The sequence below is a fragment of the Luteimonas suaedae genome (genome assembly GCF_008312895.1).
GTDB classification, from domain to species: Bacteria; Pseudomonadota; Gammaproteobacteria; order Xanthomonadales; family Xanthomonadaceae; genus Luteimonas; species Luteimonas suaedae.
In genome coordinates, this window is the sequence record NZ_VSSP01000008.1 from 105,190 (window position 1) to 117,098 (window position 11,909).

General features: G+C 69.5%; 8 protein-coding genes. 4 read left to right on the forward strand and 4 right to left on the reverse strand.

The window, feature by feature from the left end:
• Positions 1-175 precede the first annotated feature (175 nt).
• Positions 176-1,072, forward strand: a complete 897-nt coding sequence (locus FXO19_RS12915; protein WP_149195520.1) for a vitamin K epoxide reductase family protein — start codon at positions 176-178, stop codon at positions 1,070-1,072.
• 237 nt (positions 1,073-1,309) lie between these two features.
• Here FXO19_RS12915 and FXO19_RS12920 read toward each other — a convergent pair whose 3' ends face one another.
• A complete protein-coding gene (locus tag FXO19_RS12920) occupies positions 1,310-2,164 on the reverse strand; it encodes an outer membrane protein assembly factor BamD (protein ID WP_149195521.1) in 855 nt (284 codons plus the stop codon).
• A gap of 86 nt (positions 2,165-2,250) precedes the next feature.
• Here FXO19_RS12920 and rluD point away from each other — a divergent pair, with 86 nt between their 5' ends.
• Both rluD and pgeF read left to right on the forward strand, forming a co-directional pair.
• Positions 2,251-3,237: a 23S rRNA pseudouridine(1911/1915/1917) synthase RluD gene (gene rluD, locus FXO19_RS12925; RefSeq protein WP_149195522.1), complete on the forward strand. Its 987-nt coding sequence runs from the start codon at positions 2,251-2,253 to the stop codon at positions 3,235-3,237.
• A 100-nt stretch (positions 3,238-3,337) separates the two neighbouring features.
• The gene (gene pgeF / locus FXO19_RS12930; RefSeq protein ID WP_149195523.1) at positions 3,338-4,126 is read left to right on the forward strand and encodes a peptidoglycan editing factor PgeF; all 789 of its coding nucleotides are present in this window, start codon (positions 3,338-3,340) and stop codon (positions 4,124-4,126) included.
• Between the two features lie 659 nt (positions 4,127-4,785).
• On the opposite strand, the gene otsA is transcribed toward pgeF, so the two are convergent.
• Genes otsA through otsB form a run of 3 tightly spaced genes read right to left on the reverse strand, consistent with a single transcriptional unit; the run spans position 4,786 to position 8,689 of the window.
• Positions 4,786-6,153, reverse strand: a complete 1,368-nt coding sequence (gene otsA, locus FXO19_RS12935) for an alpha,alpha-trehalose-phosphate synthase (UDP-forming) (RefSeq protein WP_149195524.1) — start codon at positions 6,151-6,153, stop codon at positions 4,786-4,788.
• On the reverse strand, positions 6,150-7,931 hold the full coding sequence (locus FXO19_RS12940) for a glycoside hydrolase family 15 protein (RefSeq protein ID WP_149195525.1): 1,782 nt from the start codon (positions 7,929-7,931) through the stop codon (positions 6,150-6,152). Before FXO19_RS12940 ends, otsA begins: the two co-directional genes overlap by 4 nt.
• The gene (gene otsB, locus FXO19_RS12945) at positions 7,928-8,689 is read right to left on the reverse strand and encodes a trehalose-phosphatase (protein WP_149195526.1); all 762 of its coding nucleotides are present in this window, start codon (positions 8,687-8,689) and stop codon (positions 7,928-7,930) included. Before otsB ends, FXO19_RS12940 begins: the two co-directional genes overlap by 4 nt.
• 681 nt (positions 8,690-9,370) lie before the next feature.
• On the opposite strand from otsB, the gene FXO19_RS12955 reads away from it, so the two are divergent.
• On the forward strand, positions 9,371-11,668 hold the full coding sequence (locus FXO19_RS12955; RefSeq protein WP_187775775.1) for a TonB-dependent receptor: 2,298 nt from the start codon (positions 9,371-9,373) through the stop codon (positions 11,666-11,668).
• The last annotated feature ends 241 nt before the right edge of the window (positions 11,669-11,909 follow it).

Consider the following 11,909-nt stretch of genomic DNA (forward strand, 5'->3'; position numbering starts at 1 on the left):
CACCCTATGCGGGTATAGGGTGGGCCTTGGCCCACCATCGTCGTCCGCAATGACGCATCGCCCGTCCTCCGCGCGTGCGCGAGCCAACGGTTCGCAGGCTGTATGCCTTCACCCCAAGGGGAGAAGGGATCAGCACGAGTAGAATCGACCGATCACGATTCTCGGTACACATCACATGGCGAAGAAGAAGCGCAAGCAGCCCCAGCAACGACCGGCGGCAGTCACCGCCGCGGCATCGGGCGCCCAGTCACGGGCGCGTCCGCCGCGGCTGAAGCCGGAGGCATGGGTGCTCGTGCTCGCCGTGTTCGGTCTGTTGCTGACCGGCTATCTGACCGTTGCCGCCTGGAGCAGTGCGGCACCGGCGTTCTGTGCCGAGGGCGGCGGCTGCGACGTGATCGCCGAGAGCCGCTGGTCGACGCTGTTCGGCCTGCCGCTGGCGCTGTGGGGATTCGCGATGTACGCGCTGATCGCGCTTGTCGCGGCGACCGGCCGCTCGCTGTCGCGGCGCTGGCGTCGGCTGTCGCGCCTGTCACTGCTGGGCCTGGCGGTGAGCGTGTACCTGACCGTCGCCGCGCTGGTTTCGCTGCAGGCGACCTGTGGCTGGTGCCTGGCTTCGCTGGCGACGATGGCGGCGATCTTCGCGCGGGTACACCTGTGCAGGCCGGCGATGCCGGAGCAGGACTGGCGCAGCTGGTGGCTCGGCGGCGGGCTGCTGGCGCTCGGCCTGGTTGCGGTGCTGGAGGTGGCGGCCAGCGGCGTGCTCGACCGGCGCCCGGAAAATCCGCGCGTCGCCGCGCTGGTGACCCACCTGGAGGCGATCGACGCGAAGTACTACGGCGCCTCCTGGTGCGGCAACTGCCGTCGTCAGACCCGCCTGTTCGGCGCCTCGGCCGACCGCCTGCCGTACGTCGAGTGCAGCCCGCAGGGGCGCGGCGGCGCGGTCGCACGCGAGTGCGTCGCCGCCGGGGTGTCGTCCTATCCGACCTGGGTCATCCACGGCCTGCAGCACACCGGCGTGCTGGAGCCGGAGGAGCTGGCGCAGCTGTCCGGGTTCGACTGGGAAGGGCAATAGCGCGCGGGATTGCCCGCGGCGCAGCAGGGGCCCCGAGCGCGCCGGTATCGCGCGCATGGCGCGCTCCTACGGGGGGGGCGGGCTTCCGCGCATGCGACGCAGCTGACAAAGGACGCGCGCCCGGCAGGAACACAACGATCGCGAAGACGGCTTCCTTCACAGGAGCGCGCCATGCGCGCGATGCCGGCGAATTTCGGGGCTGCCGGTTCGCGCGAGTCCCGCGCACCCGGCCCCGGATCATTCCTCGCGCAGCGGGGACTTCTCGCCGGCGAACGGATTCAGCTTGCGGATCGCCCACGGATAGTCGGGCCAGCCACCGCTCAGCCACGGGTGGTCGGGCTCGTTGAGCTCCAGCACGCGGCGGGCGTCGGCGGCCAGCGTCTCGTTGCCCAGCCGCGTGTACGCCTCGGCCATCACCGCCACCGCGTCGTTCTGGTACATGCTTTGCGGATAGGTCTCGAGCACGTAGGTCGCACGCTTGCTGGCGGCCACCCAGGCGCCGCGGCGCAGGTAGTACAGGGCGGTCTCTATTTCGTGGCGGGCGAACATGTTGCGCAGCGCCGCCATGCGCAGGCGCGCGTCCTCGGCGTAGCGGCTGTTGGGGAAGCGTTCGGCGACGATGTTGAAGTCGGCATAGGCCTGGTTCGGCGTGGCCAGGTCGCGGCGGCTGGCGTCGAGCGACCACACCCGCTGCAGGAACACGGTGTCGCGGTTGGAGTTCACCAGGCCGCGCAGGTAGTACATATAGGCGGTGTTGCGATGCGTGGGGTAGGTGCGCAGGAAGCGGTCGATGCTGGAGATCGCCTCCTCGTTGTTGCCGGACTTGTAGTGCGCGTAGGCGGTCTCGATCAACGCCTGCTCGGTGTAGGGGCCGTACGGGTATTGCGCCACCAGGCGGCGGAAGGTCGTGGCTGCGCTGCTCCAGTTGCCGTAGCGCATGGACTGGTGCCCCTTCTCGTACAGCTCCTCGACCGGAACGCCCTCGTCGACGTCGGTCTTGTCGCCGCGCAGGCGCGAGCAGCCGGACGCGACGAAGGCGGCCAGCAGCGACAGGATCAGCGCGGTGCGCAGCAGGGAGCGGGTTTGGGTCATGGGGCGTTGGGCGTGAGCGGCACGAAGGGCCGATAATAGCAGTCCGGGTCGCCGGCCCGACGACCGCGGCTGAACCGAGGCCATCCATGACCGATCCCGATCCCGACGACAGCATCCCGCGCAGCCTGCGCATGCCGGAAACGCTGGCCGGCCGCCGCTTCGATGCGGCGCTGGCCGAGCTGTTCCCGGAGTTCTCCCGCTCGCGGCTGTCCGGATGGATCAAGGCCGGCGACGCCCTGCTCGACGGCCGCCAGGTGCGGCCTCGCGACCCGGTGGCCGGCGGCGAGACCGTCACCCTGGACGTGGTGCTGGAGGAGCGGACCCACGATGCCCCCGAGGACATCGCGCTGACCGTGCTGCACGAGGACGCCGAGGTGCTGGTGATCGACAAGCCCGCCGGCATGGTGGTGCACCCGGGCGCCGGCAACCGCAGCGGCACCTTGGTCAATGCGTTGCTGCACCGCGATCCAGCGCTGTCGGCGCTGCCGCGCGCCGGCATCGTGCACCGGCTCGACAAGGACACCTCGGGCGTGATGGTGGTGGCGCGCACCGTGCAGGCGCACGCCGCGCTGGTCGCGCAGCTGTCCGCGCGCAAGGTGCACCGCCAGTACCTCGCGGTCGTGGTCGGTGCCTTGGTCAGTGGCGGGACCGCCGACGCCCCGATCGACCGCCACTCGCGCGACCGCCTGCGGATGGCGGTGCGCGAAGGTGGCCGCGACGCCGTCACCCATTTCCGCGTGCGCGAACGGTTCCGCGCGCATACCGCGCTCGAGTGCCGGCTCGAGACCGGCCGTACCCACCAGATCCGGGTGCACATGCAGCATCTGCGCCACCCGATCATCGGCGATCCGCTGTACGGCGGCGCGCTGAAGCTGCCGAAGGCGGCCACCGCGGAACTGGCGGCTGCGCTGCGCGGATTCCGCCGCCAGGCGCTGCATGCCGAGACGCTGGAGTTCGTGCATCCGCGCAGCGACGAGCCGTTGCGCGTCGACGCGCCGGTACCGGAGGACATACAGACGCTGATGCGGCAGCTGCGCGAAGACACCAAGGCGCACGCCGGAACCGGGCGGTGACGCCGGACCGGTCGCGTCGGGACGACCGCTGCCGGGTGCGCACACGCGCCGGCGCCGTTCGGCACCCGCGGGCGCGCCATTCGCCGCCGGTGGCGCGCGCATGAACGCCGCGCTGCACGCGGAGTGGCCGGCGCCACCGGGCGTGGTCGCGTTCACCACGTTGCGTCATGGCGCCGGCGTGTCGCGGCCGCCGTTCGACAGCTTCAATCTCGGTGTGCGCTCCGGCGACGATGCCGGCGCGGTGCAGCGCAATCGCGACGCCCTGGTGGCGCGCTTCGGCTTGCCGTCGGCGCCGCACTGGTTGCGTCAGGTGCATGGCACGGCCGTCTGCCGCTTCGATGCGGCCGCGTCGGACGATCCCGTTGTCGCCGGGGCCGGGCCGGAGCCCGCAGCCGGCGACGAGCCGGAGGCCGATGCGTCCGTCACCTCGGAGCCCGGCGTGGTGCTGGCGGTCCTGACCGCCGACTGCCTGCCGGTGGTCCTTGCCGCGAAGGACGGCAGCGCGATCGCCGCGGCCCATGCCGGCTGGCGCGGCCTGGCCGCCGGCGTGCTGGAGCGGACGGTGGCCGCGATGCACGCCCGCCCCGGCGACCTCGTCGCCTGGCTCGGCCCGGCCGCGGGGCCGCAGGCGTATGAGGTCGATGCCGGGGTGCGCGAGGCGTTCGTCGCACACGATGCGGGTGCCGGAGTCGCCTTTACATCGACGCGGCCCGGTCACTGGCGTGCGGACCTGTACGCACTGGCGCGGATGCGCCTGGCCAGCGCCGGCCTCGCGGACGGCGATGTCCATGGCGGCGGCCTGTGCACGATCTCGGACCCGAACCGGTTCTTCTCGTATCGCCGGGATACCCGCACCGGGCGCATGGCGACGGTGGTGTACCGGGCCTGATTTTAAGCAAACCCCGGCTTGGCCCGGGGGACCATCAAGGTTCGACCTTTCCGGCCGTCGGCTTTAAGCCCCTCTCCCGCTTGCGGGAGAGGGGTTGGGGTGAGGGTGCGGCGGAGCCGCGATGGCCGATATTTTGCGGCTTCGCCGCGCCCTCATCCGCCCCTACGGGGCACCTTCTCCCGCAAGCGGGAGAAGGGACGGTGTCGAGATCAAGGCGTGACAAAGAGCAGGGCGTTTGTCAGGGGACACCTGCCCGCCGCTCCGAAGGCATCTGGTTTCCGCTTTCCCCGCTTGCGCGGGAAGGTCGGGATAGGGCATGAGCGGAGCGGCGAAGGATGCGTCGGGATTGGCGGTGCTACACCGGGATGCGCTTTCCACTCGTGTCCGCTGCCGGACATCCGCTGCGCCAGCTCCGTCGGCCCCCACGCCGGCCGTTCCCGCAAACGGGGAGCGGCGCGAAAAGCCAGCCCCGGACTTGATCCGGGGCGAATGGGCGATGGGCGCGAACGCGCCCAAGAGCGCCCTCATCCGGCGCTTCGCGCCACCTTCTCCCGCAGGCGGGAGAAGGGAGAGAGGGGAGGGAGCGGAAATCGGGGCTGTAGCGCGATGCTCGGAAGCGGGAAGCGGGAAGCGGGAAGCAGCGGGCGCCTCGTCTGGCGTCAGGCCGTTTCCAGGGCTTCCAGGTAGCTGCGCCGCCAGTAGCCGATGTCGTGCTTGCGCAGGTGTTCCATCATCGCGTGCCAGCGCTCCTTGCGCTTGTCCAGCGACATGGTCGCGGCGATGGCGATCGCGTCGGCGACGCCGTCGTAGTCGTGCGGGTTGACCAGCAGCGCTTCCTTCAGCTCGTAGGCGGCGCCGGCCAGCAGCGACAGCACCAGCACGCCGGGATCCTCCGGGTCCTGCGCCGCCACGAACTCCTTGGCAACCAGGTTCATGCCGTCGCGCAGCGGCGTGACCAGGCCGACCCGCGCCATGCGGTAGAAACCGGTCAGCGTGCCGTGGGCGAAGTTGCGGTTGACGTAGCGCAACGGGGTCCAGTCCGGCTGCGCATGCGCGCCGTTGATGTGCCCGGAGATCTGCTCCAGCTCGCTGCGCAGCTTGCGATATTCGCTGACGTCGCCGCGCGAGACCGGCGCGATCTGCAGGTAGGTCAGGCTGCCTTTCTGGTCGCGGTGGCGATCGAGGTAGCGCTCGAAACCGCGGAAGCGCTCCGGAAGTCCCTTGGAATAATCGAGCCGGTCGACGCCGATCGCCAGGTCGCGGCGATCGAGGCTGGCGCGCAGGCCGCGGATGCCGGTCTTGTTGACCGCCGCCGCCGACTGCCTGGCGATCCTCTCGGTGTCGATGCTGATCGGGAACGCCGCCGCGCGGAACCGGCGCCCACCCGGCGCCTGCAGCATGCCGTCGCGAAGTACCTTGCCGCCGCCGAACAGGCGCACGTAATCCTGGAAGCGCTCGACGTCGCGCCGGGTCTGGAAGCCGACCAGGTCGTAGGCGTACAGCGACGAGAACAGCCGCGAATGGTTGGGCATCGCCGCCAGCAGGTCCGAGGACGGCATCGGCACGTGCAGGAAGAAGCCGATGCGGCAACCGATCCCGCGTTCACGCAGCATCGAGGCCAGCGGGATCAGGTGATAGTCGTGGATCCAGACGAGGTCGTCGTCCTTCAGCAGCGGCGCCAGTTTCTCGGCGAACAGCGCGTTGACCCGGGCGTAGCCTTCGCGGGTCTTGCGGTCGTAGTCGACCAGGTCGAGGCGGAAATGCAGCAGCGGCCACAGCGTGCGGTTGGCGAAGCCGTTGTAGTACGCGTCCAGGTCGGTGCGGCTGAGATCTACGGTGAGATAGCGGATGTCGCCTCCGCGCTGCTCGTGCAGCTGGCCGCTGCCCTCGCGCGAGGTCTTGCCGCTCCAGCCGAACCAGAGCCCGCCGTGCTCCTCGAGCGCCGCCTCCAGCGCCACCGCCAGCCCGCCGGCGCGGCTCTCGCCCGGCACCGCGACGCGGTTGGAGACGACCACCAGCCGGCTCATGAAGCGTGCTGCCAGCTGCGCGACAGCCGCATCGCGGCGATGATCAGGCCGACGTGCGAATAGGTCTGCGGGAAGTTGCCCCAGGCCTCGCCGTCCTCGAACGACAGATCCTCCGACAACAATCCGAGTGGATTGCGACGCGCGAGGATGCGCTCGAACAGCTCGCGCGCCTCGTCGTGGCGGCCGATCGCCGCCAGCGCGTCGATGTACCAGAACGTGCAGATGGTGAAGCTGGTCTCGGGCGAGCCGAAGTCGTCCGGTGCGATGTAGCGGAACAGGCCGTCGCCGCGCTTGAGATCACGGCCGATGGCTTCCACGGTGGCGACGAAGCGTGGGTCGTCGGCGTCGATGAACCCGATGTCCGAAAGCAGCAGCAGCGAGGCATCGATTCGGTGGCCGCCGAAGGTGTCGGTGAAGTGGTTGAGCTCGCTGTTCCACGACTCGGTCAGCACGCGTTCGCGGATGGTGTCTGCGCGCCCGCGCCAGTAGGCGTTGCGGTCCTCGAGGCCGAGCTGCGCGGCGATCTTGGCCAGCCGATCGCAGGCCGCCCAGCACATCGCGCCAGTGTAGGTGTGCACCTCGGCGCGGCCGCGGAACTCCCACAGGCCCGAGTCCGGTTCGTCGTGCAGCGCGAATGCGTGCTCGCCCAGTGGCTCCAGCTTGCGGAACGTATCGGCATCGCCCGGGTCGGCCAGGCGCAGGTCGAAGAACAGCTGCGTGGAGGCCAGCACCACGCTGCCGTAGATGTCGTGCTGCTTCTGCACCCAGGCCAGGTTGCCGCGCCGCACCGGCCCCATCTCGCGATAGCCGCGCAGGCTCTCGACCTCATGCTCCTCGAGCTTTTCGGCGAAGTCGATCCCGTACAGCGGCTGCAGGCTGCCATCGTGTGTGGCGATGTTGAAGATGTAGCGCAAGAACTCCTCCATGCTGCGGGTCGCGCCAAGGCGGTTGAGCGCCCGTACCACGAACGCCGCGTCGCGCAACCAGCAGTAGCGATAGTCCCAGTTGCGTGGCGTGTGCGGCGCCTCCGGGATCGAACTGGTCATCGCGGCGATGATCGCGCCGCTGTCCTCGTACTGGCACAGCTTCAGCGTGATCGCGCTGCGGATCACCGCCTCCTGCCATTCCAGCGGAATCGACAGGTAGCGCACCCATTCACGCCAGTAGTGCGTAGTGCGTTCCTGTGCCTCGTGCATGAACAGTGCCAGCGGCCGTGTCAAGGACTCGTCTGCGCCCAGCAGCAGGTGCACGGAATGGCTGAGCACGAACGGGATCTCCTCGTGCACGAAGCGCACCGGCGCGTCGGTGGTCAGGCGCAGGATGAAGCCGGGCAGCAGGTAGCGGATGTGGTTGCTCCCCCAGGTGACCTCGGGCAGGCGCGCGCCCCAATCGGCCAGCGGCCGCAGGCGCACGCGGATACGCGGATTGCCGGTCAGCGGCGAGACCTTGCGCATGATCGAAACCGGCCGGTAGAACCGGTCGTTCTGGCGCCAGCGCGGGGCAAAGTCGATGATCTCCACCGCGCCGCCGTGGCGGTCGTACAGCACCGTGCGCAGGATCGCGGTGTTGGTGAGATAGGCCTGTTCGCTGCGTTCGAAGTCCTCGAGCTCGATGCTGAAGTCGCCGCCGTCGTGGTCGCGCGGCGAGAGCAGGGCGCAGAACGCGGGATCGCCGTCGAAGGCGGGCAGGCAGCTCCAGACCACGCGCGCGCGGTCGTCGATGAGGGCGCCGAAGCTGCCGTTGCCGATCACGCCGAGGTCGAGTGTCGCTTGCGTCATTCCGTCAGGGTCCTGTGGTTGGATTCGAGCCAGGCGTAGACCGCGGTGGTATCGGGCAGCCAGTAGTGCGCCGCGCTGGGTTCGCGCTCGCCGACCAGCACGCTGGTACCGCCGCGGGCGTTGACGACCGCGAACCCGTGCTCGTCGGTGAGGTCGTCGCCGACGAACACCGGACGGCGGCCGCGGAACGGCGTCTCGTCGAGGAACGCGGCGATGGCGTCGCCCTTGTCGGCGCCACCGGGGCGCAGTTCCACCACGTGGTCGCCGTGCTGCAGCCGGTAGCCGGGCAGTCGCGGCAGCGCAGCCTCGGCGAAGGCGCGCATCGCCGGCGCGTGTTGCGGCGCGCGGCGCCAGTGCAGGCTGATTCCGGTGCCCTTGTCCTCGACCATGGTGCCGGGGTAGCGGTGGGTCAGGCTTTCGGCCTCGCCGCGCACGCGGAGCAGGGCCTCGGGCGGGCGCGGCGTCTTTTTTGCCTGGCGCCCGCCATTGCGGCGCTCGAGCCCGTGCATGCCGGCGACGGGGAGCTTCAGCGGCGCGAACAGGGCGTCGATCGTGGCCAGCGGCCGTCCGCTGACCAACGCCACCGCGCCGTCCAGGCGGCCGGCCAGCGCCTGCAGGATGGCGCGTAGCGGTGGCGGCACCGCGACCTCCGCGGGGTCGAGTGCAAAGTCGAGCAGGGTACCGTCGACGTCCAGGAACAATGCGCAATCGTCCTCGAGCATCGGCGGCGGCGGACGGGTGGGGGTCGCGGCTGCCATCGCCCCATTGTGCCGAAGTCGGGTGAAGACTTTCGAGTTGGGATCCGCAGGTTCGGATTTGGCGTCCGCTGGTTCGGCTTGCTCACCCCCCTTTTGAAAAAAGAGGAGGGGAGGAGTTTGCTCGACGCTTGGCCAAACAACAGCAACAGCAAATCCCCCTCAATCCCCCTTTTTCAAAGGGGGGAGACAAGCGCCGGGAAGTGCGAGGAAAGTTCCGATCCGGACTCGCACCCGGACCCGAACCCGAACCCGAACCCGAACCCCGAACCCGGATCCGAACCCGAACCCGAACCCGAACCCGAACCCGAACCCGAACCCGGATCCGCATCCGCATCCGCATCCGCATCCGCATCCGCATAAGGAGCCGTGCGCTCTTGTCCGTCATCCCGGCGCAAGCCGGGATCCAGTGCCCGGAAACGTACGGCGAAGCCGAACGGGATCGCCGCCTGCGCCGGGATGACGGGCAGAGGCCATCGCACTTCGTCAAGGCGAAGCCGGCGCCGGCGTCCCAGGCCGGTGCGCAGGCCTCGGCCTCGAGCCCATGCCGGAGGCGGGGTGGGCGACTGAGCCTTCCGGGCCTGGGTCTCCCGATCTCGCCCTGTCATGATCATTTGCCCGGAGTGTTGCTGTACTGCAACATGCCTGTGCTCCGCCCCTTCACGCCACCGGATGACCACCGTCATGCCCATGCCCGAGTCGTGCAATGCCACCCTTCCCCTGTCACGCCTGCTGACCGCTGCGGTCGCGCTGGCGCTGGCGTCGCCGGTCCTGGCGCAGTCGCCGCAGGACGATTCCGCGCAACCGCCGTCGGCGACCACGCTCGATGCCGTCGAGGTCACCGCGCAGCGCCGCGTGGAGAACATCCAGGACGTGCCGGTATCGATCACCGCGGTGTCCGGCGAGAAGCTCGACGTGTTCGGCTCGGGCGGCGGCGATATCCGCTTCCTGTCCGGGCGCGTGCCCAGCCTCAACATCGAGTCCTCCTACGGCCGCGCGTTCCCGCGCTTCTACATCCGCGGCCTCGGTAATACCGATTTCGACCTCAACGCCTCGCAGCCGGTCTCGCTGGTCTACGACGAAGTGGTGCAGGAAAGCCCGCTGCTGAAGGGCTTCCCGGTGTTCGACCTGGAGCGCGTGGAAGTGCTGCGCGGGCCGCAGGGCACGCTGTTCGGCCGCAACACCCCGGCCGGCGTGGTCAAGTTCGAGTCGGCCAAGCCGTCGCAGGAGGCCGGCGGCTATGCGCAGGTCTCGGTCGGCAACGACGGCCTGTTCAATTTCGAGGGCGCCTACGGCGGTCCGCTGACCGAGCGCTGGTCGGCGCGCGCTTCGGCGCTGTACCAGCGCCGCGACGACTGGGTGGACAACGCCTTCGACGGTCCCAACGACGGTTTCGAGGGCTACGACGAGTCCGCCGCACGGGTGCAGTTCCTGTACGAGGGCGATGGCTTCGAAGGACTGTTCAACCTGCACAAGCGGCACATGAACGGCACCGCGCGGCTGTTCCGCGCCAACATCATCGCGCCGGGCAGCAACGACCTGGTGCCGGGCTTCGATCGCGAGACGGTCTCCACCGACGGCGCCAACTTCTCCGACCTGGAGACCTGGGGCGGCAGCGCGCGCCTGCGCTGGGACCTGGACCGGGTGACGCTGCATTCGATCACCGGCTACGAGAGCGCCGAGTCGCTCAATCGCGGCGACATCGACGGCGGCTCCGTCTACAGCTTCGACTTCGACCCGTCCGATGGGCTCGACATCGGCCCGCCGCTGGTCGGCGCCCGGTTCCCGTCCGAATCGGCCGACGGCCTGCCCGACCACCGCCAGATCACCCAGGAGTTCCGCGTCGAGTCCAACGAGTGGGGCCGCCTCGACTGGCAGGCCGGGCTGTTCTGGTTCGACGAAGACATCACCATCGACAGCTTCAACTACGACACCCTGGCCGGCGGCGTGCGCAACGGCTGGGCGCAGCAGACGCAGCGCAACAAGGCCTGGGCGGTGTTCGCCTCCGGCGATTTCGACCTCACCGAGCGCTTCAAGCTGCGCGGCGGCGTGCGCTATACCGAGGACGAAAAGGACTTCAGCGCGCGCATCATCGAAAGCGCCACCGGCGGCGATCCGGCCGGGCCGTTCCCGGTCCGCACCGACGCCAGCGACGTCAGCTGGGACCTGAGCGGCGTGTTCGCGATGAACGACGACGTCAACTTCTACGGGCGCGTGGCCAAGGGCTTCCGCGCGCCGTCGATCCAGGCGCGGCTGCTGTTCCAGGCGGTACCGCAGCCGTCGGTGGCCGATTCCGAGGAGGCGATCTCGTTCGAGGCCGGCGTCAAGGCTGACCTGTGGGACCGCCGCGCGCGGATCGGCTTCAACCTGTTCCGCTACGACGTCGACGACCAGCAGATCATCGCCGTGGGCGGCGCGCGCAACGAGGCGATCCTGCTCAACGCCGACAAGACCCGCGGCCAGGGTTTCGAACTCGACCTGGAGGCCTACGTCACCGACAACCTGCTGGTCACCCTGGGTAGCAGCTACAACGACACCGAGATCGACGATCCGGACCTGGCGGTCGCGCCCTGCGGCGGCGGCTGCACGGTCATCGATCCGGCCAGTCCCGATCCGGATCGGCCCGGCACGGTGCTGATCGACGGCAACCCGCTGCCGCAGGCGCCCGAGTGGGTACACACGCTCACCGCACGCTACGGCGTGCCGGTGGGCGAGGGCGAGTTCTTCGTCTACACCGACTGGGCCTACCGCAGCGCGGTGAACTTCTTCCTGTACGAGTCGGTGGAGTTCCGCAGCAAGTCGCTGCTCGAGGGCGGCCTGCGCGCGGGCTACAACTGGAACTACGGCGACTACGAGGTGGCGCTGTTCGGGCGCAACATCACCGACACCACGCGCGTGGTCGGGGCGATCGATTTCAATAATCTCACTGGATTCCTCAACGAGCCGCGGACCTACGGGGTGGAGTTCACCGCGCGGTTTTGAGAGCACGGCACGTGTCTCTCTTGCTCGGCGTGGCCAGCGCCTCGCTCTGCTCCCTCTCCCCCGCGAGCGGGGGAGAGGGCTGGGGTGAGGGGGTACAGCCGAAGCCGCCGGCACTTGGCCACCGGGTCGGGTCCGAAGAAGGAGGTCTTCGGTGTTCCGGCGCTCGATGCGTCGGCTTATTTTGTTCGCTCCGGCTCCGGTCACTCCCCCTCACCCCAACCCTCTCCCCCGCAAGCGGGGG